Here is a 23,491-nt window from a genome sequence, read left to right as displayed (position 1 = left end):
ATCGGGGACGAGATAGCACCCTGTTGCGACGTTCGTCCCCCCTTCCTGACTCAGGGAGGGGGACGAGCTGTCTAGACGGGTTTGATCCGACGAGCACTTCGAGACGACGCGACATGTGGCGTCGCACATGATTGCGCGGTCACGGCGTTGCTCGACGCAACGTCGCCCAGGCTCCGGCGATGCACGCGATGGCAAGGGCCAGAGGGAGTAGTGCCATCGGTACCACTCGGGGAGTATCGACAAACCACGAACCGATCGCCGGCCACCACCCAGCCCAGGTGATCGCGATCGCTGACAAGCCGAGCAAGCCGAAAAGCCCGGTGAGGGAGGCGAGTAGACCGGTGATCCTCCACCGCTGGTAGATAGCACCTGCCAGCATTGCGATCGAACTGGTCAGCAGCAGCGTCGCGAACAGTGCGAGCAACTGTACGGCGGTGTTGTCGGTGAAATAGCGTGCGATGCCGAACATGCGCATGTGCACACCCCAGCCGTTGGTGGCGGACTCCAGCACGGACAGCAGTTGCAGCGCGATTGCGAAGACTGCGGACTGTGCCAGCGCCATAACCGTGGTGGCAGTGAAGAACTCGCGGCGAGTCACGCTCAGTCCGAGCGCGAATGGGAACGTCTGCGTCATCGACTGGAGGTAGAACGCCAGCACGAAACCGTAGACCGAGAACACACTGCCGGTGAATCCCTCACCCTCCTCGTTCCCGACGATCGCGTAGATAGTGAAGCTGATCAGGAACGAGATCAACAGGATGCCCACTGGCCAGGCGATCAGCAACGGCCACGCGACCGTGTGCAGTTGTAGGACGGCACCGATCCTGGACCGAGCGGGCGTCTTCGGGACCGTCCGTGGCTCTGTCGTTGCGATACTCATACGGTGATCTCCTTGCGCTGCGTCGAAGTCGCGATGACAAGTTCCTGCAAAGATGCCGGTTCCACTTGGACTCCTGCCTCCCGCAGTCGGTTTCGCTCGGTCTCTGTCACATCGGCCTGCAACATGATTCGGCTGTGGGCGCCCAGTGTCTCCCGGCGCAGGACCCTGCCGGACGCAGCAACGGCATCCACCGCATCAATGGGACCGGATACCAGCACGGCGCGGCTACGCAGTGCATCCGCGTCTGCGTCGACGACAATCCGGCCGCCGTCGACGACAATCACGTGCTCGAGTAGATTGGCTACCTCGTCGATCAGGTGAGTCGAAAGCACCACAGTGCGAGGATGTTCGGCGTAGTCCGCAAGCAGGCGATCGTAGAACAGTTGGCGTGCAACGGCATCGAGACCGAGATACGGCTCGTCGAAAAGCGTGAGCGGTGCACGGGAGGCAAGTCCGATGATCACTCCCAACGCTGACCGCATGCCGCGCGAGAGCTTCTTCACCTTGCGGCACAGGGGAAGTTGGAAATCGTCAAGCAGTGTCTCGGCGAACGCGTGGTCCCAATTCGGGAGTAGATGGCCGGCGGCGACGAGTACGTGCTTGACCTTGAGGTCTTCGGGGTACGTCTGGCTTTCCTTGACGAAGCACACGTTCGCCAGGACGTCGGCATTCTCGAAAGGGGCGGCCCCGAAAACTTCGACGTCGCCGCTGGTGTGCAGGTCCTGCCCGGTCAGTATCTGCATGATCGTCGTCTTGCCTGCGCCGTTACGGCCGAGTAGGCCGTAGATCTTGTTGCGGCTGATCTCGAACGAGACGTCCGCGAGCGCGTCGACATCCCCGTACTTTCTGTCCACGGAGCGCATCGAGGCGACAAGTTCAGTTTCGTCGAAACGCCTGACTCGGGGCTCGGTCGTTGTCGTGCTTGCGTTCATCGGTCCGCCTTCCTGTCGTCCAGCATGGATTTGAGTTCGCCGAGGGAAATCTGGAGCCGGTCGGCCTCCGTGACCAGCGGCTCGATGTATTGGCGCGCGAACGCTTCTCGTCGTCTGAACCTGAGTGCGTCGCGGGCGCCGACCGTGACGAACATTCCGATTCCCCGTTTCTTGTAGAGGATCCCCTCGCCTACGAGCTGATTGAGGCCCTTGGCTGCCGTCGCCGGATTGATTCGGTGGAACGCCGCCAGTTCGTTGGTTGAGGGCACCTGCCCGTCTTCGGGTAGTGAGCCGTCGATGATCGAACTCTCGATCTGTTCGGCGATCTGTTGGAACAGTGGTCGTCCGTCGTCGATCACGATGACCGGCGCTCGGTGTTCACTGGTTCATTACTCATGTAATGAACCATAGAACGTCATGGGGCATGTTGGCAATGAGATCGCGGAAACTGGCACCGATGACTTGGGTCTCCGAGCGCTACCCATCGGGACATTCATCGCAGAGGCTGATGGAACAGCTTGGATGCAGACCGGCTACGACTTCCAGATCCCGGGGCGTTGCGCACAGGCATTGAGCTTCTTCGGAACCATGGAACCGCCGATCTAGGTGGTCGACCACGGGACGGGGCACCTTCGGGTGGCCGGTAGTTATCGCCTCAATGAATTCGGCCACCTCGTCGAAGGCGGCAACTATGTCGCGGGGGTCATTCTGCATGGACGGTGTAGCTTGGGGAGTTCGCTATGCGTTGACGCAAACACCCGGCAGCATCGGCAGTTCGCCACCCACCCGTGAAGCAGGCGAAACCACCAGCCTCGGCTTCGGGGCGTAACCCGTAGTCGTAGAACGGAAGCCGGACCGCACGCGGCGGTCGGGCCCCTTTTCGTCAACCCAAAGACGGAGTCGTATCCACCGCAAGTAGGGACTTAGCGCCCCGTTTTGGTGTTTCTGTACTGATTTGCAATCCCGATACGTACGCTTCCGGCCAGGGAATCGGACACTCGACCAGCAGGGGTATCTATGCCGAATGTGACAGTGAAATTCGGGGGTTCAGACCCGGAAACAGCAGACCTCGCACGCCGGGCACTGCAACCAGTACTAGACAGCATCTACCGCACATACCGCAGGAAACCGCTCCCATTCGTCGAAGCCGCACTTAGACGCGCAGGTCGAGGAAGCTTCTCACAAGCAGGAATTGAACGATTCGCCGACTACATTTCAAGAGGAGACCGACCGATTCTCACCACATAGCGGCCGCTCGTGATGAGGCCGAAGACCGAAGCGCTTCCACCGGCTACCTGTTCGACGACCTAAATTGGTCAGTGCCAACTAGGTACAGGTCCATCGTGGTCAACATCAACATCAAGAGACAGCGCCCGCCCGCGTCCGAGATCGGTAGCTTGCCTCACCGTGGCAAGGGCACTCGAGCCAGCAGACGTATTCGATCAAACGGAGCTGAGGAGGCTGATTCAGCAGATGCACATTAATCGACCTCTGTGTGAATTCTGCTCACGGTGCACACTCGCGTGATCAAACCAGTCGGCGCTGTGACATTCGGTTGCTGATCCTATTCGGGGCGGCCTCGACCGACTATTTGAGACCTGTCAAACATAAGCTCCCCTTCCTGGCCAGGTAGGGGAGCTTATGTTTGTGACCACCGCACGATCCACGCATCTGCTGATATGCAGGTTTCAGGCAGAGCTGAAAATGTCATCCACATGCGGTCGGCCGATCTTCTCTACAAGTCGGGAGCGGTTAGTGGCCCTGCGCCTTCTAATGAGAAGGGGATCGTGGAACCGTTCGCCATCGCCACGATCATGTTGACGATAGCAAAGAGGACGTTATCCATTTGAATTCACCTCCTCGCTCCGTCTAGGGCCCGGCAAGATTCGCTACTGCATACAGGGCAGATGTCCTGCTGTCGAAATTGGGACCTGCAATGTAAGCGGGCGAGCCTGGACCGAATGAGGTGACTGTCCTGATATATCCGAGGCGATTCGAGGAGTTGTAGTCCACCAACCAAGGTCCACCAGAAGCACCTGCGCCAAAGTTGCCCGGTTTGGGAGTTGCGTGAGAAGCCGTAGCTCCGAACGTCATAACCAGGGAAGGCGCTGCGATGCTTGCGGGGAATAAGGTTTCGACTCTGGACACTTACGGCCTTCTATCGAATTGGGGCCAATCTGCCGGTTTCTAAAGATCGTCGGGAAGGTAGCACGACGCTAATGTGACAGTCCTCGAAACTGGGGTATTTCTTCGAGCTTTATCCGGCTCTCCGGATCCGTGCAGAGCGATGGTCGTACATTGGCACTTACGGTTAGGGCGTCCGATACTGAGGAAGAATACGTACTTGATTCTTTTCGAAGGTGATTTTTGACGAACTTGGGTATTTTCACAGTTGTGATTGTGAGAAGATCTGCATTCTTGCATGAGTTGTGGTCCCCGGTGTCCGGGTGCGCTACGGCAGATCGGTTTCAAAAACTTCAACTGATAAGCGCGCGGAGTCCGAGCGGAGACAGTTTCCAACCCCATCGGTTGGTAGTCGCGCTCGAATCACTGATGGACGGCAAACGAACCGAGGTACCGGCGACCATCGGCTTCGAGGTCGACAGCACTCTCCTGACAGTGCGCGCAATGGACACCGATTCAGGCCGGGGGACGACCAGTCGGACTGCATCGATGAACTGCAGAATTCCGAGACGCGGTCCTCTAGCACCCCCATTTTCGTTGGATTCACATTGACTGATCACTGAATGGAGGGGGTTGTGTACCTGCCGTGTACCTGTCACAGGATTGGGTCCCAAACAAGCGAAGTTCGACTGCCCCAAAAGGGCTCTGAACTGCGGAGAATCTGTGGAGCCGATGACGGGAATCGAACCCGCGTATTCAGCTTGGGAAGCTGATGTTCTACCATTGAACTACATCGGCGTCGCAGCCGACCGGACGTGTTTTCACCGCCGATCAACGTGCTTTCCGAACATTATCAGACGAGCTTTCAAGCAGCGGTGTCCCCGGCCGCCATTGATCAACACAGGCGTGTCGAAGTCGGCGCCTTCGGTAAATGATTTGCCCAAAAATTGTGCGCAGGAACACCTTTCGGGATGGAGAACTTGAGACAGGTGGGGCTGGGCTCTCCCGTGGGAGTCCAGAACCCGCGCATCGTGTTCGGTAACCACAGTGTGATCGCCCCGGCGATGGGCCGGCACTGCCCGCAGAACCGGTAACCTCTACCTGTGCTGCTCTCCGATCGTGACATCCGTGCCGAAATCTCCGTTGGACGTCTGGGTATCGACCCTTTCGACGATTCCATGGTGCAACCGTCGAGCGTCGACGTGCGCCTCGACGGTCTTTTTCGGGTTTTCAACAACACGCGGTACACGCACATCGACCCGGCACTGCGCCAGGACGAGCTGACCAGCCTGGTCGAACCGGCAGAGGGCGAGCCGTTTGTGCTTCATCCCGGCGAGTTCGTTCTCGGTTCGACTCTCGAAGTGTGCTCACTGCCGAACGACCTCGCCGGCCGCCTCGAAGGTAAGTCGAGCCTCGGGCGCCTGGGCCTTTTGACGCACTCCACCGCCGGCTTCATCGACCCGGGTTTCAGCGGCCACATCACACTGGAGCTGTCCAATGTCGCAAACCTGCCGATCACGCTCTGGCCGGGAATGAAGATCGGACAGCTCTGCCTGCTCAAGCTCTCGAGCGCTGCAGAGTTCCCCTACGGAAGCTCCGAGGCCGGATCCAAATACCAGGGCCAGCGCGGCCCGACACCGTCGAAGGCGTACCTGAACTTCAACCGCGGCTGAACGAACGAACTTCGGGGGGAGTCGCATGATCGGAATTTTCTACGGTCTGGTTTTCATGAACTTGTTGTTCGTGACCAGCACCGTGTGTTTGATGAAGCCGTCCAAAGCCAGTGTTGTTGCGACCGTCTGTGCAGGGGTGGCGTGGCTGTTCTTCAATGGACCGCTGGAAGGTCAGGTCTTGTGGTCGTTGAACAGAGAACACGGTCTGACGGTCTCGGATCTGATGTCGCTTGTTGCCTTCGGCATCGCCGCTCGTGGTTGGAATCAGGTTCGCAAAGCCCGTGAAACCGTCGACGCAGATCGTTTCTGACCTGCGCGCTCACCTGGATTGACCGCCACGATTCGGACAGATGTTTCGACCTGGAGCACAACAGTCGTCGAATCGGGCACAATTACTGGTTATGTGGTGGATTGTCGGAGGCGTACTACTCGTATGGGTCGTGTGTTCCATTCCGATTGCCATCCTGGTGGGGCGGGGTATCGCGCGTCGGGACCGCGCGGAATTCGACGGGCGAAATCAACAGTGGGCCGACGAGGTTGTCAGGTCGATCGAGAAGCAATCGGAGCAGGACAATGCCGATCGGCGTAAGCCACCACTGATAAGCTGACCAGCTGGACTTTTCCGGAGGTGAGTGGGCATGGAACTTCCATCCGATACTCCCGACGACGTCGTGGCCGCGGCCGCCGGCGGACCAAGGGTTCCGCAGTTCGATCCCACAGTGGGGATTCCGGTAGTTCCGCCAGGGGGAGATGCTCCCAACCGGTTGGTGGTCATCGGCGATTCGCTGTCGCAGGGATTCCAGAGCGGGGCGATCTTCAATACCGATCTGTCGTATCCGGCGATCATTGCTCACCAGCTGGGCCGGCTCGACCAGTTCCGCTTTCCCCGTTACGGCGGCCCGGGCGGGCTTCCGCTCAACATCGAACTGTTGCTCCGCACCCTCGAGGAGCGCTTCGGCCCACGGCTCGACCTCTGGGAGGTGCCGCTCGCACTCTTTGCTGCGCGCGCGTTCATGGATCAGGTAGAGGACTATTGGGAACGCGGACCGGGCAGCGAAGCGCCGACATTCTCGGCAATCAACCACAACCTCTCGGTGTACGGGTGGGATCTTCGTGACGCTCTGACCAAGACGGCGCAGGGCTGCGAGGATGCTCTTCACCAACCGCACGACGATTTGATCAGCCAGATCGTCGAGAACAACGGCGAGCGCGCCGCACTGCGAGTTCTGCCGCGAGGCTCCGACGCCGAGAAGCGTATGACCGCGTTCGACGCAGCAGCGGAGTTGGGCAAGGAAGGCATCGAAACTCTGATCGTCTTCCTCGGTGCCAACAACGCGCTCCGCACCGTCACCGAACTTCGAGTCGAGTGGAGCGGCAACAACTTCCGTGATCCGGGCGGCAAGCGCGACTACACGGTGTGGCGGCCTGAGCACTTCGCGTCGGAGTACGCCGAGGTGCTGGCCGCGATCCGCAAGATCAACGCCCAGCACGTCATCCTCTGCACCGTCCCACACGTGACCATCGCACCGATCGCCCACGGGCTCGGGGGGAAGATCGAAATCGGATCCCGCTACTTCCCGTACTACGCACGACCGTGGGTGCGCGACACCGACTTCGACCCACAACGCGATCAGCACATCACCGGCGCGCAGGCGTGGGCCGTCGACACCGCAATCGACATGTACAACGACGGAATCGAGCAAGCCGTCGCGAATGCCCGTCGGGTGGGGAAGGACTGGTACCTCTGCGATATTGCCGGGTTGCTCGAGCGCGTGGCCTCACGGCGCTACGTCACCGACGTCAATGCGCGGCCGTCATGGTGGACGCCGTACCCCCTTCCCAAGGCGCTGACCGACTTGCAACCCGTGCCGGACTCGCTGTTCCTCTCCGCCGACGGTCGCGGCGGCCGCGCTTCGGGCGGCCTCTTCTCGCTCGACGGCGTTCATCCCACGACAGTCGCGTACGGGGTGATGGCGCAAGAACTGGCGAACATCATGGTCACGGCAGGGGTCCAGTTCGACCGCGCTCAGATCGATTTCGACCGACTCGTCCGACGCGACACCTTGGTGCGCACTCCGCCGCAGAATCTCGATTCCACGCTCGGCGTCATCGGCTGGGCCGACGAGCATCTCGGCTTTGCCAAACGTGTGTTCGGCCTCTGACTTTCAGCTTGCCTTCGACATCGTCGGTGCAACGATGCGTTCCGCGTACTCCCGCAGCAGTGCCACCAGGTCTGCGTCGTCGACGGAAAGTCTGCCGGTCGGACCTATCGCAGCCAAGGCACCGACGACACACCTTTCCGCGTCGTGGATCGGGACGGCGACGGCGGAGCGTCCGACACGAATCTCGTCGACCTCACGGGCGGCCTCACCGCGCCGGATCCGCGAGAGCTCGAGTTCCAACGCGTCGCCGTCGGTGATGGTGTGTGCGGTGACCTTTCGCAGTGGGGCCTCGGCCAATTCGGGTCGGTTGGCGAGGAGCAGCTTCCCGATAGCCGACGCGTGAACGGCTGTGACCAGTGTCCGTTCGCCACTGAGTTCGTGGTCGGGATCGCGATCGACGAGCCGAATTCTGTTTTCTGCAAACGACGCGAGGTAGACGCCGAACCGTAGCTGTTCGCGGAGTTCTTCGAGGAGCACCGAATTGTCGATGGGTGTGGGTTCGGCGGCAGCCCCGGCTAATTCACGGGTGCGTCGGCCTAGTGCGAAGCCGGAGAGGTCGGCGATCCGAACCAGGTAACCGTCGGCGACAAGGATGTTGAGTAACCGATACGCAGTGGCAGGTGGGATGTCGGCCAGGGCGGCAATGTCCTTGGCGGTGGCTCCCGATCCGAGCCTGGCCGCCGACTCGAGGAGGGCAAGGGCGCGCTGAACCGCTCGGGGTTCGTGCCCACCGAGGTCGCGTGGTCGGCCCACCATCAGCGGGCGCCGGCAGTCGGCTCGCCCACCAGCACGATGTTTCCGGCTGCGTCGGTGGCGAACACCCCAGCTCCTGGTAGTACGTCCTCGGTTTCGGGACTGTCGAAAGCGCCGACGTGCAGCAGACTTTTGGGGCTTCGGCGTCGCAGGTAGAACTGCCAGAGTGTGCCCGAAGTCAGGATCACGAGCACGGCGATCGGTGCAACGTACGCGTGGTCGATCGTGTTGGCATAAACCAGGTAACCGAGGACTATCGCTCCGGCACCACTGCCACACGACGCGGCCGCGCGAACGCCGGGAGTGTGCTCGCCGATCCGTGTCAGGAAGACAACGGATGCGATAGCCGTCAGTGCATAGGCCACGATGACGGCGCCGCGAACAGTCAGTCGAACGTCGTCGAAGATTTCTCCGCGCCCGAGAACGGCAAAGGTTCCGCCGCCCAGCAGGACGGTGCAGACCACGGTAGTCAATGCGAAGTAGGGCGTACGGAAGGCACTGTGAACCGAGGCGAACCGGCGGGGGAGTAGGCGCTCGACACCGAACGAATAGACCAGGCGTGACGCAGCATTGGACGACGCCATCGACGACGCCAGCCACGAGCAACCCAGACCGACGTTGAGAGCGATCACGACACCGGGGCTCACGCCCGTCGCCGTTCCGTGGAGATAGGCGTTGACGAGGGTGTCACTGCGCCCGGACCAAGCGGCCCAGCCGGCAAAGATGAAGAGCGATCCACAGATGATCGGAGTGAGAAGGACTGTGCGGGTGACGGTTACCAGCGGGCGACGGGCCTCGGGGCCGACGAAGGCCGCGCTCTCGAATCCGGCGAGAGCAAACACGGCAGCCAGAGCGGTGAGCAGTAGTCCGTGGCCGGAGGTGGGCGGAACGATCTGTGCTTGTTGACTTCCGGAACCGCCCAGGATCATGAGCCCGACGATGAACAGAAGTGAACAGCTTTCGACGACGAGGATCGCGAGCGCGGCAAATCTGACACTTCGCACGAGAGCACCGAGAATCAGCAAGGCTATCCCCAGATAGAGCGCGATGACGTGAAAAGTCTTGTCCACGTGCACACCCGCGAAGCCGAGCAATGCGATTGCGGCCTGTCCGCCGTGATAGAGCGTCATCACCGCGCTGCCGACGTACTTGACCAGCATGGCGATGCCGGTGGTCAATGCTGCCCGAGTGCCGAGGCCACGAAAGACGAAGCTGTGCAATCCGCCCGACGCAGCCATTCGGCGAGTGAACTGCGAAACGCAGAAAGCAATGAGCGTCACCAGCACGGTGGCGGAGATGATGGTGATCATCCCGCTCAACAACCGGCCGTGCGTCAGCATGGTGACGGGCAGAACGACCATCGACACAGCGGGAGCAGTGGTCGCTACCGACTGGGCCAGCACCTCGGCACCGGAGAGTTGCCGACGGCCCAACGCCCGCAGCGGTGATCGCGCCGGGGGCTGCTTCTCGCGCGTGGTGAAGGACCGCGCGATGGCTTCGGTGAGAGCGGACATGTCGCGTCACGCTAGTCCGGTTCTGTAACGCCGATATTGCGGGCATGCTTCCGCTGATCGCACTCGTGTGAGAGAGCCCGATGCTGATGCTCGCAGGTTTCTCACTCGGTCCCCACCGACTGTTTCCTGTGCGTCAAGTTCCGGACCCAACGCTCCTGAAGTCTGTGTTCAACACCAACCACCCGGGTCACCGGGAGCACACTGGGGAGCTCGAATGCCATACACACGTAGATCTTTCATGCGCAGCCTGGGAATCACCGGCGGCGCGGGCCTGGCGCTCGGTGCTATGTCGTCCATCGGCCTGGCGCCGGCAGTGGCGTCGACGCCGAGGCGATTTCAGGCACCTGCTGCGGGTGACCTGATCGGAAAGGTCAAGGGAAATCACTCCGTCGTGATCCTCGGCGGCGGACCGTCCGGGCTGTGCTCTGCCTACGAACTGCAGAAGGCCGGATACAAGGTCACCGTCCTCGAAGCACGCAACCGCCCGGGTGGTCGGGTGTGGTCGATCCGCAACGGCACCGAAGAAACCGACCTGAACGGTGAGACACAGACCTGTACGTTCTCGGAAGGGCACTTCTACAACCTCGGTGCGACGCGTATTCCGCAAAATCACAACACCATCGACTACTGCCGCGAACTGGGCGTCGAACTGCAGATGTTCGGAAACCAGAACGCGAACACCTTCGTCAACTACACCGGCAACAAGCCGCTGGCGAATCAGTCGATCACCTACCGAGCAGCCAAAGCCGACACCTACGGATACATGTCCGAGCTGCTGCAGAAGGCCACCAATCAGGGCGCTCTCGACCAGGTCTTGAGCAAGGAAGACAAAGAAGCACTCTCGTCCTTCCTCACCGATTTCGGCGATCTCTCCAGCGACGGCCGCTATGTCGGATCCTCGCGTCGAGGGCACTCCGCGGAGCCGGGCGCCGGCCTCAACTTCGGAACCGAGATCGAACCATTCGGGATGAGCGATGTCATCCAGGGCGGCATCGGGCGTGCATTCTCCTTCGAGTTCGGTTACGACCAGGCCATGACGATGATGACCCCGGTCGGCGGCATGGACCGGATTTACTACAAGTTCCAGGACGCGATCGGCATGGACAACATCGAGTTCGGCGCCGAGGTCAGCGGCATGAAGAACGTGCCGGAAGGCGTCACCGTCGACTACGTCGTCGACGGCAAGACCAAGTCGATCACCGCCGACTACGCAATCTGCACGATCCCGCCGCACCTGATCAAGCGGCTGAACAACAATCTGCCCTCCGACATCCTGCTCGCGTTGGATGCAGCCAAGCCGTCGTCGTCGGGCAAGCTCGGTATCGAATACTCGCGTCGGTGGTGGGAGACCGAGGACCGCATCTACGGTGGCGCGTCCAACACCGACCGCGACATCTCCCAGATCATGTTCCCCTACGATCACTACAACTCCGACCGCGGCGTCGTCGTCGCGTACTACAGCTCGGGTAAGCGTCAACAGGCTTTCGAATCGCTCACCCACCGTCAGCGGCTGGCAAAGGCCATCGCCGAAGGCGCAGAAATCCACGGCGACAAATACACTCGCGACATCTCGTCGTCCTTCTCCGGAAGCTGGCGTCGCACCAAGTATTCGGAATCCGCCTGGGCATCATGGGCCGGCGCGGGAGATTCCCACGGCGGCATGGCAACTCCCGAGTACACCAAGCTGCTCGAACCCGTCGACCGGATCTACTTCGCCGGCGATCACCTCTCCAACGCCATCGCCTGGCAGCACGGGGCCTTCACGTCCGCGCAGGACGTCGTGACCCACCTGCATCAGCGTGTTGCGCAAACTGCCTGACGTGCTTCGTTTCCCATCACTTTTTCTGGAGGTCTAATCATGAAATCTCGCAGCACCAAGGTCCTTGCAGCGGCATTCGCCGCCACCACGCTACTGGGCTTCGCCACTGCCTGCTCGTCTGACGAGGCGGACGCCGAGACCACATCGAGTTCGTTCGTCTCGAAATCGATTCTCGAAGCGGGGCAGGCAAACCCGATGATCGCTCAGGGCGTCGCGATCGGCGGCGACACCGCGATCTACAAGACCAGCGGCATCGGTCCGTCGGCAGGAAACAAGGCGGCGCCGGAAGGTTCGCCGGAGTCGTACATCGACGGTCAGTTTTCCGGCGGTGTTCTGCCGGCCGGTGTCACCGTCACCGAGGCGCAGGGCATCAACGTACTCAAGAAGATCCGCGACAACCTCGAAGCACAAGGATTGAGTCTCGAAGACGTCGTGACGATGCGCGTCTTCCTCGACAACGCGCCGGGATCGGACAAGGCCGACTACACAGGATGGAATCGCGCGTACCGGCAGTTCTTCGCCAACACCAATCTCGACACGGGTGACACCGAGTTGGTGCCGATGGGCACGGCCGAGCCGATCGCTCCGATCGAGCGAAACAGTGCCCGGCCCACCCGCTTCGCCCTCGAGGTTGCCGGACTGCCCGTTGCCGGTTGGCTCGTCGAGGTAGAGGTCGATGCGGTGTACCCCGACGGCAAGGAACCCGCCTGATGGGCGCGCTCAGCCCGACTCACTGGGCGATCGTCGCAGTAGTGCTCGTGGTGCTGTTCGGTTCGAAGAAGCTGCCCGACGCGGCCCGGGGCCTCGGCAGGTCGATGCGGATCCTGAAGTCCGAAGTCGGTGAACTGCAGTCGGATACGGACCTCGCGTTGGAGCAGCGAGACTGACCCCCGTGCGCGGTCGAGGAGTCCCCACACTCCTCAACCGCGCACAGGTCTACTAGATCAGACCTTCGGAACGAGCTACCGACGGTGGTGACGGCGGACCCTTCACGAAGACATCGATCAGCACGTCCTCGTCCTGGTACGACGCGAACTGCGCCAACCCCGGGGTCTGGCGCACAGCCGAATGAACGGCGTCACCGTTTTGCGGATACTCCGGTACGACGTGACGCCAATGGGCGCACAGCAGCGTTCCGCCAGGCTCGAGATGCTCGACGACCTGCAGCATTGCCTCGATGAGCTTTTCGAAGGTCAGGTAGTAGCCGACTTCGCTGATGACGACGAGGTCGAAGGTTTCTTCGGACCAGTCGTCACCCAACGCCCAGAGCCGAAATTCGGAGTCATGTCCGGTAAGCCTCGCTCGAGCGCTCTCGAGTGCGGTCGGGACGATGTCGGTGGCGAGAACGCTGTCGCAGCGCTCGGACAACTTCTCGGTGAGAATCCCGATCGAGCACCCCGGTTCGAATGCGCGACGGTATCGAGGTTTCGGGAGCATAGCGACACTGAGTGCGTACTTCCGCTGCTCGTACCAGCGGGATTCGAAATCCCATGGGTCGGACTGTGCGGCATACATCTTGGCGAAGTAATCCGCGGGGAGTTCACGATCGCTCATACGAACACCGTCTCGTACGGCCTCAGTAGTCGTTCCATCGCGTGGCGGGGGAGGATGGGTGCATCCGCGGGATGATCGGAAAGCGGAGCGATCTGTGAAGTGAACTCATTGGTGGCAGCAGATTTCGCAGCCTGAACGTCGGAGGGCAAGGTCACCTTTCGTGCTCTTTCCCATGGGACTGCCGCATGATCCGGCGCGGCCCAATGCCACGCCCAGATGGGATACTCGATCAAGCGCGATCCAGTGTCCGCGCACGCCCTCGCCGCCGCGTCTCCGGTGGCTTCGTGGTCCGGGTGGCCGTCCCCGCGCCACGTGGAGGCGCACCAGGTATCCGCCGAGGAATCACCGAGAATCGAGCTGAGGCGGTCGGTCAACTCCTGTCGGTTCTCGCCGATCTTTCCGTCCGGGATGCTCAATCGAACCGGTGTGGGAATTCCGAGGACACGCGCTGCCCGATCCGACTCGGACCGTCGACGGCGTTCCATCTCGGGCTGAGTCACGGTCGGTGAATCGGGATGCGAAGCTCCGCCGTCGGTGACAGATACGACCTGAACACTGATGCCGGAAAGTATTGCCAGAAGAGCGGTTCCGCCCAGACCGAGTATTTCGTCGTCGGGATGGGGAGCGACGATGATCAATCGTGAGCATCCGGTGAGATCCAGTTCCGGAAAACTTCTTCCCCACTCCCGCCATGTCGATTCGGGAGTACCGCCGTCGTCGACAGGTTTCTGCGCGAACAGTTTCGAGTTCACCACGGCCGTTTCCCCTTGGCTGCAATCCGGCCCAGCTCGGCGAGATCCTTCTCGGCGTGACTCTGCCGCAAGTAGACGGTGAGATCGGCTACCCGTGCCGCGTGCGCGGCGTCCATGCAGAGCGGTGCGGCGCCGAGAGCGCGTCCCACCCGATCCAGGGTCTCGGTAGCGGCGCGCTCGACAATTGCGCGCACACGGAGTGCCCGCTGCATGGCCTCGGCATTTTCGTCGAAGGGATCCGCATCGATCTCGGCCGCCGCGACTGCGAGCGCGTTGCGCGCTGCGGCGAGCGCTGCATCGACCGCACCGAGGTGTGCGAGTACGTAGGGGTCTTCGCTGCTTGCAGCCTTGTCGTACAACGGATCAGCGACGCCGCAGGCGCCGCCGTACCAGCATGCAGCCACGCCGATCGCGCCGTGCCAGAACCCCGGGCGGCTCAGGTAGTCGCCTGCCGTCCCGACCGGTATGGCCGGAACCATGTCGAAGTCGACCGCGCTGGAGTCGCTTTCGGCCATACCGACGGCCTTCCACGAATCGGGAACGGGATGCACCCCAGGTAGTCCGAGCTCGACCGCGAAGAGGGAGGGGACACCGTCGACCAAGGCGGTGATCAGTGCATGCGTGCAGGTGTTGGCGCCGGAACACCACAACTTGCGACCGGTGAGCGTCCAGATCCCCACGTGCTCAGACGCATTCACCACAGGTTGGGGTGGCTCGGCCGCCCACACTCCCCACAGCTGCCCGGGTTCGGGATCCGGTCCGTCGAGTTCGGTGAGTATCGCGACGGCATCGGTGTGAGCCTCAGCCATCCGGCCGAGAACCACATTCTCCCGTGTGAGCTCTGCCAGGGAGGTCCACCGTGCGGCCGTCGCGCCGCCGCCGGGCAGCGGCAAGTACAGTCCACCTGCGTCCAGGAGTGTGTGTAGTCGTTTCATCGTGCCAGCTCCGCTTCTTCGTTATCGGCGGTCGTACCACCCAGGTTACGGATATGTCCGGCAAAGCCGCCCGGAGTTCGGCCGTCGAGACGCGCAGACGTGGTGACCGCAATGTCCTCTGCCCACGCGATACAGGCACCGGCCTCGCTCAACCGCCGGACGAGATCGACATCCTCGTCTTCTTCGAGATCGCAGAATCCTCCGACGTCCCAGTACATATCGGCGCGGACACCGAGGTTGGCACCGTGGACGTGACCGTGTCGACCATAGGGATGTGCGTGGTACATACGTTCGTACCGTTCGCGAACGGAGTGCGGATGGCCTTCCCAGTCCGCGATGCGAACGGTGCCCGCGACGACGTCCGCAGTACGCGCATACTCCAATTGGCGCGCAATCCAGGTGGGGCCGACCACCGAATCGGCATCGGTCGTGGCGAACCACGCTGAGGCCCCCAAATCTGCGCCGAACGCAGAGAAACCCGTCGCTCGCGAACGGCCGACGTTCTGATGCTCGACGCGGAGTACTTCCACCCCGTCAGGGATGACCCCCGCGGTTCCGTCCGAACAGTTGTCGAGGACGGCAACCACTCGGACGGGGACAACGCAAGCAGACGCCGCTGTTGCGAGTGCACGAAGGCAATTGGGGAGGTCTTCGGCTTCGTTGTGGGCGGGAACTACGACAAGAACCTGGTCGATTGGCACAGTGACGATCCTTTCCTCACCCTGGTACGGTCGGGTCTTCTTTCGTCCCGGTTCTCAACAGATAACCACATTTCGGACGGGGGCCGCCGCGCGACCGCCAGCAGCCGTGCAGGTCGAAAACTGTTTCGGTGAAACATCTCTGGATACGTTTGAGAGATGTGCCGGCGGGGTACAAGACGGGGTTTTGCGACTGTGCTTTCGGGTGCAAAACGGGGTTTTGCACCGAAGAATCTTCAGAACCGGCGGTGGCGCACCGAATCGACGAGCATCCGGGCCACCTCGTGCAGTTTCACGTTGGTGTGCTGCGATTGCTGAACGAGCCGGCTGAATGCTTCGTCGGCGTCGATGCCGTGGATGGCGATCAGCACGCCCTTGGCTTGTTCGATCTCGGCACGAGATTCCATGGCGCAGTGCAACTGTTCGATGTGCTCGTGTGCCTGACGCCAGCGTCGTGAATCTGCGATCGCCGCGCCCGCACCGGCGGTGAACAATTTCATCAACTCTTCGTCGAAGGGCTTGAACTCTGTCGAGGCGAATCCGTAGACGTTGAACGCGCCGAGAAGTTCGGTGCTTCCTTCGCCCATGGTGAGCGGCACGGACAAGTAGGACCGGACACCTTGTTTCCGGGCCTCGGCGGTGAATTCCGGCCATTTGTCGTCGTGATCACCCACCTTCGACCGAACCGACGACATGGTGCGCGCGGCGTCAACGCACGGACCACGATCGGCGGAATGCTGGGCATCGTCTATCGCGGAAAGGTAGTCCGCGGTAGATGCAGCAGTTCGTGGGCCATCGGCGGACAGCACCGTCACGCTGACAGCATCGGCATCCGGCAGCGCTTTGACCGCCGTCTCGGCCAGACGTTGGAGCATGGAGTCGAGATGCGCGTCCGTGTTCAGAGTGGACCGGAGTCCGGCAATCGCTTCGGCGAGGGTGTCGAGCGAATCTGCTGCGGAAGCAAACGCCGCGGCTCCCTGTGGGGTGTCCGCATTGCCTGTCATGATTCAGGTCTACTCCGCAAATTGCGGCGATGTAACCGTTCCAGGCGGTCTTTGCTTCGATGTTGCATGAAATCCGAGGTTCCTGGGTAGCCGCACGCAGCGATGTGCGATGTCGCCTGAAAAAGAGGAGCCGATGATGATCCTGCGTTTACCTGGTGTGTATCCACCGCAACACGACACGTCGTTACTGGCGGATGCGCTGCTGTTCGAGCGCCTCACCGCTCGCAGTCGGGTGCTGGATCTGTGCACGGGGACCGGCGCCCTCGCTGTCGCGGCATCAGCGGCAGGCGCAGGCCACGTCGTCGCGGTCGACATATCTCGCCGAGCGTGTGCCAATGCTCGTCTCAACGGGATCCTCAACGGAACCTCGATCGACTCCCGTCGTGGCGACCTCACCGAGGCGGTGCACGGCGAACTCTTCGATCTGGTGATCTCCAACCCGCCGTACGTCCCTGCTCTTGCAGATGATCTCCCTACCGCTGGAATCGAACGTGCTTGGGACGCAGGCAAGGACGGACGCGCCCTCATCGACAGGATCGCAGCCACCGTTCACGAGGTGCTCGTCCCGGGCGGCACACTGCTTCTCCTGCAATCGGTGCTGTGTGGGGTCGACAAGACCGAGGCGATACTCGAAGAACACGGTATGGCCGTAGAGATTTCAGCGCGGAAGTACGTTCCCTTCGGACCCGTGATGCGCGAGAGGCGCACCATGCTCGAGGCACGAGGGTTGATCACCACCGGTCAGGAAATCGAACAACTCGTGATCATTCGCGCAACGAAGTCTTGCCCTTCTCCCAACTCGATGTGAGGTGATCGCCGAGAAGATCGTCGAACGCCAGGCACGCTGCGGCGCCGAACAAGATGTCATCAGTGCGGTGCGGCTGCGAAGAAGCGAGACCGCCGGCAAGGTCACGAACGGCGATCTGTTCGTGAACGGAATCCGCTTCCACGTGCTCGTCGTAGAACAGTGTCGCGCCCGAACCGAATCCGAGTCGGCGCAGTCCTGCGCTGTATCGTTTGCTCGGCAGCGCAGACGTGGTCTCGACAGCGCACAGGTGCCCGACCAGCGTTCCGAGATGGCGGCGATGAAAACCGAAGAGCGAGAGAGCATTCAACGACGCCAACGTTACCGCGGGAACAGAATCGATGTAGTGGCCGTAGCGGTCCGAAAGACCCACAGCCCGCATGGTGTCGGCAAAAAGACGCGAATGCATTCGCTCTGCGCGACCGCCTCCGTACTCGTCGCTCTGCACTTCGACGAGGGCGGCCTTGACGGCACCGGAGAGACGCGAAATTCCGAGGGTGTGCACATCCGCCTCGCGGAGCTGATTGAGCGAACGGTGAATCAGCACCTCCGAGAACTGATCGATCGTTGCATCCTTCGCCATGAAGGACGCAAGACCTGGGCCTGCACTGGGGGCGGTCATCGACCAGAGGTCGGCCACGACGTCGCCAGACGACTCCACTGTCCCCACGAGTTGCGCGATGGCGGACTCGAAACGCTCTTCGAGCCGAGACCGCACCGCGAGCAGGTCCGGATTCCACTCCCATTTGTCCGAGACGTTCTCGATTCCCTGCAAATGAAGCTCGTAGAGGAGCGTCAGGGTCAGCTGAGCGTCGTCGTCACGAAGAATGTCGTAGGTGAGGTCGGTGGACTGTGCATCCTCGTACGCGTCAGCGGCAGCCGTAATCTCCCTCGGATCGGCCGAGGAGCGCAGAATGGAAACGAGAGTGGCGCTCAGTGGGCCGCGGGCCTGTGGAACAGGCATGGAAGTGGGCACACCAGTGGCCGAATCGAGAACTGAAGAGGACATATGACCGCGTTTCCCGAATCGTCATCTGCCGAAACACCGAGTGTTCCCGGTAACAACACCACCATAACCGCCTGCACGGACGGCCCGCTGCTGGTGCGTGGTGACTTCGAGTTGCTCCGTGACGACGGCACTCCGATAGAGAACAAGCGCTCTACGGTTGCATTGTGTCGATGTGGGCGGACCGGCATCGCGCCGTTCTGCGACAGCTCCCACAAGAAGAAGCGGGCGCGAGCGACGTAACCGGTGCCAATATTCGGAACAAGCCCGACCCGTGAACCGAGACGACCCGGAAACCAAGAAAAGGCTGGATGCCGGCACCATGCGGTGCAGCGTCCAGCCTTTTCAGTCTGAAGTCAGACTGGGATCGAACTCAGATGGCGCGAACGTTCTGAGCCTGGGGGCCCTTCTGGCCCTGTCCGATCTCGAACTCGACCTTCTGGCCCTCGTCGAGGGACTTGTAGCCGCTGCCCTGGATCTCCGAGTAGTGAACGAACACATCCGGTCCGCCACCTTCCTGCTCGATGAATCCGAAGCCCTTTTCACCGTTGAACCACTTGACACTGCCCTGAGCCATAACCAAATTCTCCTGGATCCATCGAGCCGAGCCCTCCCATCGAGAGTCCGGTCTCACACCTGATCCTGCCATGCTCTTCTTTTTCTGTCTCCAATTAGATGGATGGCGAGTTGCAGTATTTGACGGCTTTGTCCCGTTCCGGGACCACGTCGGAAGCAGGTGATTGTTCAACTATGCGCGTTTACCTGCTGTGATGTATTCGTCCCTTCGATGCAGCGCGAAATGACAACACCTGTGTTAAATCTGGATTCGCGGCGCAGAATGCCACCCCGATACCGAGGAGGGGACCAAATACCCAACTCGATCGGGGTCGAGATCAGTCCGAATCGTCGGGTTTGGTGTGCCCGTCGAACGTCACATGGATGTTCTCGTGGGGAACCGCGCGTTGTGCTTTTGCTTGATCGGCGAAGGTGCGCCGATCGCCTTCGATGAGTTCGGTGTTGTCGGTGAACGGAGCCAACAACGCCCGCGGATGGAGTTTGTCGACTCGCACGACGTTGATTTCCGCGCACATGACGATCGAGGCTGCAGCGAGGAACAAGAAGGCCAACAAACCCAGAACGATGGCAAAGACGCCATTGGTGGTGGAGGCACCCCGCACCACAGAGGTCACATAGAGGGCACCGAAGGACTGAAGTGCTTGCCAGAGAACAGCAGCGGCGATCGCTCCAGGTGCCACATCGGCTACCGAGAGCGGGCGGGCGCAGGTGAGCCGGAAAGCGACGATGAAGATGCCCGCATTCAAGACGACTACCGCAAGGGTCAGTAGGAAGCTGAACGAACCGCCCAGATGAAGCGCACCGCCGATGTTGGAGACAGCGGTGGTCCCCAAGATCGCGAGACCGATCGTGCCGAGGAGTAGTAGCCCTTGGAGACGCCCGCGGATGGGATCCGGTCGCATGTTTCGGGGCACCGACCACACCGTGTTCATCGCGTTCTGGCAAGCCAGAGCGACACCGAGGCCACCGTAGAGACCACCGACGATTCCGATCACCAGACCCGTGACACCGCCGCCGATCTGTTGCGCATTGCCCAGGTCGTCACCGATCACCGGAAACTGATGCAGCGCGGAGTCCAAGATCTGTTGCTGAAGCTCAGGGTTGCCCGACAGCACGAAGCCGAGAATGGTCGAGAGCAACAGAAGAAGAGGAAAGAGCGAGACGAAGCCGTAGTAAGCGATCAGCGCGGCTAGATAAACACCTTGATCGTCGAGGAACTTGTAGAGGACCGCTATCGGGAACCCCAGGGCCGGATGCTTCTGTTGCAAGGCATCGAGGCGCTTGGCGATTGTCATTCTCGGTCTCTCTCAGCTCGTCGGACAGCCCGACGAACCTTAGTCGCTGCGAGCGCCCGGCGCTCGACGCCGGTGCAGCCGTCGCGTCAGGAGGCTTCGAGTGACTTCTCTGCTTCGTCGAGCGCGCGCATTGCTCCCTCGACAGAGTTGGTGACCGGGAATTCCTCTTCCGCCCGCGCCGCGCGAAGCAAGCGTCGAAGCGGGTGTGACCCGATCGCGGCCCACTGGAAGTCGTTGGCTCGCGAACGGGTGTTCAGCTCGGCGAACAGTTCGAGGCAGACCGCACCGACGAACAGTGAGTTGGACAAGTCCAGAATGACGCGAGACCACTCCGCAGCGTACGAGTTGAGAAGTTCTCGTAGTGCTGGGGCGGAGAGTTTGTCGAGGTCGACCTCGACCTGGATCAGGACTGTCGAGGGCGCTATCCGCCAGGCCGCGAAACCATGCGTTTCCACGATCGGCCCCAATTGTGTTGAGGGATCGATGGAATCGATCGGTGTGTGGTCGAGTTCATTCAGATTCATGGCAGATCCGGTCTGTGTGCTTTCATCGAAAGGCTGACGACCGATCTGGCGGCGCGGAAAGTTAATGCGTCCAGGCGTGGAAAGCTTTAGAGCTCAATGGAAATGAACAGTACAGATGTGCGCAGGAAATGCTCACCTGATCCAGAGCCTTGATGCGAACCGAGCGCCAGTGGCTTCAACCCCGGCTGTATTCTCAACCTCGGTACCGTTCAGTGTAGCTCGAGGGCGTGAATCGGTCCAGGTGAGAGGTCGAATATTAAGCGGTGCAATGTTTTTGGCTCGACGCTTCGGTATGGTGGAAGATCAGCGTCACCGGACGAAGGGAATCAGATGAACGACCGCGATGCACTCACGGCCATCTCGACCAAGCTCGACACACTGATCGGCGCGGAGACCAACGGTTTGCGGGACGAGGTTCCGCCCGGTTCCAGTGTGCAGTGCACCGAGCAGGACGGCGAGCACGGCCGGTGGGGGCACGATTACCGCCTCGCCAACAAGTATCTCGAGGCCCTCGACATCGGCCAGCCCGGTCTCATCGATCGAGACGAGCTGGAACGTCTTGCACAGGAATACATCTGATCCTCGAGACGTACCTTCAGAAGATTTCACCCATCTCGGTGCGTAGCTGCTTCAGTGACTGAGTGAGGATTCTGGATACATGCATCTGAGAGATGCCGACCTTTTCGGCAATCTGGGATTGGGTGAGATGGCCGAAGAATCTGAGAACGACGATCGTGCGCTCGCGCTCCGGTAGTGCCAGGAGCGCGGGCCGCAGGGTTTCGTGATTGTCGATCCGACTGATCGCTTCGTCGTACTGTCCCAAAGTGTCTATCAGAGTCAGACCACTCCCGTCGCCGGCGGACGCGGTGTCGAGCGGTGTGGTTCGGTACGAATTACCGGCGGTCAAACCTTGTTCGACCTCGTCCGGTTCGATGTCGAGTTCCTTGGCGAGTTCCGCGACTGTCGGTGCACGGCCGAGCGTCTGGGACAAAGTCGTGAGCGCCCGGTTGAGGGCAAGGTGCCGTTCCTGAAGGCTACGAGGCACTCGCACGGACCAGCCGTGATCGCGAAAATGCTTGCGAACCTCACCCATGACGGTCGGGACGGCGAACGAGAGGAAATCCGATCCTTTGTCGACGTCGAATCGCTGCACGGCCTGTATGAGCCCGACGCGAGCAACTTGCTCCAAGTCCTCGAAAGGCTGGCCACGCCCCTGGTATCGGCGAGCGACGTGTGTGGCCAGGGGTAGGCACAGTTCGATGATCGAGGTGGTTATTTTTTCTCGGCTGGGATCATTCGGCGGAAGCGAGGCCATCGAGACGAACAGTTCGACAGCTGTTTCGTACTGGTCCTTCTTGTCCGGTGGGACAGCGGTCACGCACGCTCCTGGGGCAAGCCCTTTTCAAGCGTCATCGTCAGGGTGATGTGACCGTCCGCGTCGATTTCCGACTGTTCCAAGCGGACGGAATCGACCAGCGCTTCGAGAACGAACCATCCGAAGCTGTGCGACTTGTCGGGTATCTCGGAGTGCGCGATCACGGACACGACAGTCCGAAGTGTGCGGCCGACGGTGTCGAATCGGCAGATCAAGTCGCTGGACGGTATCGCGTGGCCGATGAGGATGCTCGCGACTTCGTCCATCGCCAGAGCAAGGTCGGCTGTTCCGTCGACATCGAGTCCGGTGTTGTTGGCAACCGTTCGGGTGATTCCGCGCAGAGTGGGAAGTTGAGAGTACGACGCGCGGACGCGGAGCGAGGCGATGGAGTCGTGAGTTAGTTCGGTTTCGGTCGGACTCGACAGAGGGATCAAGGGGCTTCCTGTAGGTAGATGTGGCGTAATTCCGGCGGACCGAGGCAAGGACCGGTACCGGCCGTGCGTGCCAGCCATCTCTACCCCGGAAGTATTCATGGCCTTGGATTACCCTTCGCCCGGCGAACTAACCCTCTTTACCCGAACTAGAGGATGAATTGTGAGACACATCACCTGTGGTGCGGACGTACCGAATCCTCATCTTTCATTTTCGCGTCGTTCGGGTACAGCCGCTTCATGGACACCCATTCGGACAGACAGATCCCCGTACACAAACGACCGGAAGGTGTAACTGATGACGAGGTGAAGGCGGCAGGAGTGCTGTCGAACGCCCTTGAAACGGTGGAACGGGCACGCGGTGCTCTGTACGACTTCCATCAGCTGATAGGGCATGCCGATCTGATGCTCGACGAGGTCGTCGAGCTACTGCGATCCAGCGGCAACGACGACCTGGCCGACCAGGTCGAGGGCGAGTTGATGGGCCGGAACGTGGTCGAGGGGCGCTGGACTTTCCAGTTGGTCGAAGAGTTCGACGAGAACTACTGGTCGTTTTTTCGTGAATGCGAGAAAGTGGTGCGCGACAAGCTGGCAGGCGGAGTGCCGCACCTCTTCGAAGCCGAGATGAAGGAGCGACGCCGCACGCACGGTTTGCGGCACCACGAGGCCAGGCCCTGAG

General features: G+C 61.1%; 27 protein-coding genes and 1 tRNA gene. 11 read left to right on the top strand and 17 right to left on the bottom strand.

The genetic code is table 11. From position 1 onward, the window contains the following. Positions 1 to 139 precede the first annotated feature (139 nt). From QRN54_RS16195 to QRN54_RS16185, 3 genes are read right to left on the bottom strand one after another with little or no spacing between them, the layout of a single operon-like run. Complete coding sequence (locus QRN54_RS16195) at positions 140 to 880, bottom strand: hypothetical protein (protein WP_007726514.1); 741 nt, start codon at positions 878 to 880, stop codon at positions 140 to 142. Further along, on the bottom strand, positions 877 to 1,812 hold the full coding sequence (locus QRN54_RS16190; RefSeq protein WP_285182422.1) for an ABC transporter ATP-binding protein: 936 nt from the start codon (positions 1,810 to 1,812) through the stop codon (positions 877 to 879). The genes QRN54_RS16195 and QRN54_RS16190 overlap by 4 nt, the downstream gene beginning before the upstream one ends. Continuing rightward, complete coding sequence (locus QRN54_RS16185) at positions 1,809 to 2,171, bottom strand: GntR family transcriptional regulator (protein WP_218695600.1); 363 nt, start codon at positions 2,169 to 2,171, stop codon at positions 1,809 to 1,811. Before QRN54_RS16185 ends, QRN54_RS16190 begins: the two co-directional genes overlap by 4 nt. A gap of 58 nt (positions 2,172 to 2,229) precedes the next feature. Here QRN54_RS16185 and QRN54_RS16180 point away from each other — a divergent pair, with 58 nt between their 5' ends. Beyond that, positions 2,230 to 2,418, top strand: coding sequence for a hypothetical protein (locus QRN54_RS16180; protein ID WP_218695599.1), 189 nt, complete (start codon positions 2,230 to 2,232; stop codon positions 2,416 to 2,418). A 2,242-nt stretch (positions 2,419 to 4,660) separates the two neighbouring features. Here QRN54_RS16180 and QRN54_RS16175 read toward each other — a convergent pair. Beyond that, a tRNA-Gly gene (locus tag QRN54_RS16175) sits at positions 4,661 to 4,734 on the bottom strand. Between the two features lie 305 nt (positions 4,735 to 5,039). Here QRN54_RS16175 and dcd point away from each other — a divergent pair. From dcd to QRN54_RS16160, 3 genes are all read left to right on the top strand, one after another. After that, positions 5,040 to 5,609 (top strand): dCTP deaminase, encoded by a 570-nt coding sequence (gene dcd, locus QRN54_RS16170; RefSeq protein WP_003943702.1) that lies wholly within the window; start codon positions 5,040 to 5,042, stop codon positions 5,607 to 5,609. Positions 5,610 to 5,634: 25 nt separating this feature from the next. Then, positions 5,635 to 5,919, top strand: a complete 285-nt coding sequence (locus tag QRN54_RS16165) for a hypothetical protein (protein ID WP_058038931.1) — start codon at positions 5,635 to 5,637, stop codon at positions 5,917 to 5,919. 328 nt (positions 5,920 to 6,247) lie between these two features. Next, complete coding sequence (locus QRN54_RS16160) at positions 6,248 to 7,771, top strand: hypothetical protein (protein WP_058038933.1); 1,524 nt, start codon at positions 6,248 to 6,250, stop codon at positions 7,769 to 7,771. A 3-nt stretch (positions 7,772 to 7,774) separates the two neighbouring features. Here QRN54_RS16160 and QRN54_RS16155 read toward each other — a convergent pair whose 3' ends face one another. Next, positions 7,775 to 8,527 (bottom strand): IclR family transcriptional regulator, encoded by a 753-nt coding sequence (locus QRN54_RS16155; RefSeq protein WP_007726535.1) that lies wholly within the window; start codon positions 8,525 to 8,527, stop codon positions 7,775 to 7,777. Beyond that, positions 8,527 to 10,038 carry an APC family permease gene (locus tag QRN54_RS16150; RefSeq protein ID WP_285182421.1) on the bottom strand — a complete coding sequence of 504 codons (1,512 nt, stop codon included), beginning with the start codon at positions 10,036 to 10,038 and terminating at the stop codon, positions 8,527 to 8,529. Before QRN54_RS16150 ends, QRN54_RS16155 begins: the two co-directional genes overlap by 1 nt. 238 nt (positions 10,039 to 10,276) lie before the next feature. Between QRN54_RS16150 and QRN54_RS16145 the strand changes: the two genes are divergently transcribed. The 3 genes from QRN54_RS16145 to tatA are packed head-to-tail and all read left to right on the top strand — an operon-like array spanning position 10,277 to position 12,744. Continuing rightward, positions 10,277 to 11,857 carry a flavin monoamine oxidase family protein gene (locus QRN54_RS16145; protein ID WP_041814722.1) on the top strand — a complete coding sequence of 527 codons (1,581 nt, stop codon included), beginning with the start codon at positions 10,277 to 10,279 and terminating at the stop codon, positions 11,855 to 11,857. A gap of 39 nt (positions 11,858 to 11,896) precedes the next feature. Continuing rightward, positions 11,897 to 12,568: a Rid family hydrolase gene (locus tag QRN54_RS16140; RefSeq protein ID WP_003943640.1), complete on the top strand. Its 672-nt coding sequence runs from the start codon at positions 11,897 to 11,899 to the stop codon at positions 12,566 to 12,568. Further along, positions 12,568 to 12,744 (top strand): Sec-independent protein translocase subunit TatA, encoded by a 177-nt coding sequence (gene tatA, locus QRN54_RS16135; RefSeq protein WP_003943732.1) that lies wholly within the window; start codon positions 12,568 to 12,570, stop codon positions 12,742 to 12,744. Before QRN54_RS16140 ends, tatA begins: the two co-directional genes overlap by 1 nt. Positions 12,745 to 12,796: 52 nt before the next feature. Here the strand turns inward: tatA and QRN54_RS16130 are convergent, their stop codons facing one another. The 5 genes from QRN54_RS16130 to QRN54_RS16110 all read right to left on the bottom strand — a co-directional run bounded on the left by QRN54_RS16130 (position 12,797) and on the right by QRN54_RS16110 (position 16,800). Further along, positions 12,797 to 13,411, bottom strand: coding sequence for a class I SAM-dependent DNA methyltransferase (locus tag QRN54_RS16130; protein WP_136472448.1), 615 nt, complete (start codon positions 13,409 to 13,411; stop codon positions 12,797 to 12,799). After that, entirely contained in the window at positions 13,408 to 14,166 is a 759-nt protein-coding gene (locus QRN54_RS16125) for a PIG-L deacetylase family protein (protein ID WP_003943643.1), read from the bottom strand. The genes QRN54_RS16130 and QRN54_RS16125 overlap by 4 nt, the downstream gene beginning before the upstream one ends. After that, the gene (locus QRN54_RS16120) at positions 14,160 to 15,098 is read right to left on the bottom strand and encodes an acyl-CoA dehydrogenase family protein (protein WP_007726542.1); all 939 of its coding nucleotides are present in this window, start codon (positions 15,096 to 15,098) and stop codon (positions 14,160 to 14,162) included. The genes QRN54_RS16125 and QRN54_RS16120 overlap by 7 nt, the downstream gene beginning before the upstream one ends. After that, positions 15,095 to 15,799 carry a glycosyltransferase family 2 protein gene (locus QRN54_RS16115; RefSeq protein WP_076948781.1) on the bottom strand — a complete coding sequence of 235 codons (705 nt, stop codon included), beginning with the start codon at positions 15,797 to 15,799 and terminating at the stop codon, positions 15,095 to 15,097. Before QRN54_RS16115 ends, QRN54_RS16120 begins: the two co-directional genes overlap by 4 nt. 233 nt (positions 15,800 to 16,032) lie before the next feature. Next, positions 16,033 to 16,800 (bottom strand): GAF and ANTAR domain-containing protein, encoded by a 768-nt coding sequence (locus QRN54_RS16110; RefSeq protein WP_003943624.1) that lies wholly within the window; start codon positions 16,798 to 16,800, stop codon positions 16,033 to 16,035. A gap of 109 nt (positions 16,801 to 16,909) precedes the next feature. Here QRN54_RS16110 and QRN54_RS16105 point away from each other — a divergent pair, with 109 nt between their 5' ends. Then, positions 16,910 to 17,608, top strand: coding sequence for a HemK2/MTQ2 family protein methyltransferase (locus QRN54_RS16105; protein ID WP_037131016.1), 699 nt, complete (start codon positions 16,910 to 16,912; stop codon positions 17,606 to 17,608). Here QRN54_RS16105 and QRN54_RS16100 read toward each other — a convergent pair. Continuing rightward, positions 17,565 to 18,614, bottom strand: coding sequence for an iron-containing redox enzyme family protein (locus tag QRN54_RS16100; protein ID WP_007726547.1), 1,050 nt, complete (start codon positions 18,612 to 18,614; stop codon positions 17,565 to 17,567). The genes QRN54_RS16105 and QRN54_RS16100 overlap by 44 nt on opposite strands. Between QRN54_RS16100 and QRN54_RS16095 the strand changes: the two genes are divergently transcribed. After that, a complete protein-coding gene (locus QRN54_RS16095) occupies positions 18,615 to 18,854 on the top strand; it encodes a CDGSH iron-sulfur domain-containing protein (RefSeq protein ID WP_003943717.1) in 240 nt (79 codons plus the stop codon). 130 nt (positions 18,855 to 18,984) lie between these two features. On the opposite strand, the gene QRN54_RS16090 is transcribed toward QRN54_RS16095, so the two are convergent. The 3 genes from QRN54_RS16090 to QRN54_RS16080 form a co-directional block, all read right to left on the bottom strand. Beyond that, entirely contained in the window at positions 18,985 to 19,188 is a 204-nt protein-coding gene (locus QRN54_RS16090) for a cold-shock protein (protein WP_003943666.1), read from the bottom strand. A gap of 316 nt (positions 19,189 to 19,504) precedes the next feature. After that, the gene (locus QRN54_RS16085; protein ID WP_003943713.1) at positions 19,505 to 20,482 is read right to left on the bottom strand and encodes a YihY/virulence factor BrkB family protein; all 978 of its coding nucleotides are present in this window, start codon (positions 20,480 to 20,482) and stop codon (positions 19,505 to 19,507) included. Between the two features lie 86 nt (positions 20,483 to 20,568). Continuing rightward, positions 20,569 to 21,006 carry an STAS domain-containing protein gene (locus tag QRN54_RS16080; RefSeq protein WP_285182420.1) on the bottom strand — a complete coding sequence of 146 codons (438 nt, stop codon included), beginning with the start codon at positions 21,004 to 21,006 and terminating at the stop codon, positions 20,569 to 20,571. 330 nt (positions 21,007 to 21,336) lie between these two features. On the opposite strand from QRN54_RS16080, the gene QRN54_RS16075 reads away from it, so the two are divergent. Further along, a complete protein-coding gene (locus QRN54_RS16075) occupies positions 21,337 to 21,585 on the top strand; it encodes a modification methylase HgiDII (protein ID WP_283543096.1) in 249 nt (82 codons plus the stop codon). A gap of 16 nt (positions 21,586 to 21,601) precedes the next feature. Here the strand turns inward: QRN54_RS16075 and QRN54_RS16070 are convergent, their stop codons facing one another. Beyond that, entirely contained in the window at positions 21,602 to 22,384 is a 783-nt protein-coding gene (locus QRN54_RS16070; protein ID WP_003943639.1) for a SigB/SigF/SigG family RNA polymerase sigma factor, read from the bottom strand. Then, complete coding sequence (locus tag QRN54_RS16065; protein WP_285182419.1) at positions 22,381 to 22,815, bottom strand: ATP-binding protein; 435 nt, start codon at positions 22,813 to 22,815, stop codon at positions 22,381 to 22,383. Before QRN54_RS16065 ends, QRN54_RS16070 begins: the two co-directional genes overlap by 4 nt. 237 nt (positions 22,816 to 23,052) lie before the next feature. Here QRN54_RS16065 and QRN54_RS16060 point away from each other — a divergent pair, with 237 nt between their 5' ends. Further along, the gene (locus QRN54_RS16060; RefSeq protein WP_214514618.1) at positions 23,053 to 23,490 is read left to right on the top strand and encodes a hypothetical protein; all 438 of its coding nucleotides are present in this window, start codon (positions 23,053 to 23,055) and stop codon (positions 23,488 to 23,490) included. The last annotated feature ends 1 nt before the right edge of the window (position 23,491 follow it).

The organism is Rhodococcus sp. MEB032, assembly GCF_030208925.1.
GTDB lineage: Bacteria > Actinomycetota > Actinomycetes > Mycobacteriales > Mycobacteriaceae > Rhodococcus_F > Rhodococcus_F qingshengii.
This window is presented reverse-complemented; position numbering and strand designations above follow the sequence as displayed.